The organism is Bartonella florencae, from assembly GCF_000312525.1.
GTDB classification, from domain to species: Bacteria; Pseudomonadota; Alphaproteobacteria; order Rhizobiales; family Rhizobiaceae; genus Bartonella; species Bartonella florencae.
This window is the reverse complement of the sequence record NZ_HE997486.1, coordinates 1-802: the sequence shown is the minus strand read 5'-3', so window position 1 is coordinate 802 and position 802 is coordinate 1. Positions and strand designations below refer to the sequence as shown.

The window sequence follows — 802 nt, the reverse complement described above, 5'->3', positions numbered from 1 at the left end:
GGACGGTGATTGAGACACCAAACGGAATTGGGTAAAATATCCCCTGCTCTATAACCAGACAATGGGTGACCAGAAATTGTATCAACATCCGCACAAAGCGTATGAAACCCTCCTATCTTGCGTGAATTACTTGCTGTGTAACCCGTAGGATAGGTAGAGTTTCCTGATAAAACAAATTTGTCAAACTGTTTCGCATCATACACCCAATAAATATAATAATCCTTACCTGCCGTAAGAGAAGAAATATTTATGATTTTATCTACCTTATAACTTTGAATAAAAAAATCATTGTCTCGTGGCAAAACCATGCATGTTCCCTTTTTCAAGGTAAGTTGTTTTTTCCCTGTCGCTACAAGAAACGGTGTGGAAATTGAAAGAACCGTTAAATTAGACTGTTTAATTAAATTGTTTATTTCTTGCGTTAGCACTTTTGCCTGAGAGGCTTCTGTCTGAGCTAGCGTTGCTGTACTCTTCGCAGAATTTGCCATCGCTGTTGTAGTTGCTAAAGAGTTTTTGATACCAACAAGTTCTTGATTTGTCTTATTTAAAGACTGTTTTGTTTGTTCGGAAAGGCTTTTCGCACTCTCTGCTGTCAATTTCGCACTATTGGCTAGCTGCTTGGCTTGACCTGCTTCATTCTTAGCTTCATTGGCTCGTGTCTCTGCTTTACCGGCTGCTTTCTTGGCTTCTTCCCCTGTTCGCTCTGCTAAACTTGCTGTAGTCTTAGCGCCATCTGCCGCTTGTTTTGCATCTCCTGCTTTATTTAAAGCTTGATAGCCTAAAGTCTCTGCTTTGCTCGCGG

1 protein-coding gene is annotated in these 802 nt (G+C 40.6%); it reads right to left on the bottom strand.

Features of this window, described 5'->3' with window-relative positions:
- On the bottom strand, positions 1–802 hold an 802-nt coding region (locus tag BN202_RS10035; RefSeq protein ID WP_019220306.1), incomplete at both ends, for a phage major tropism determinant.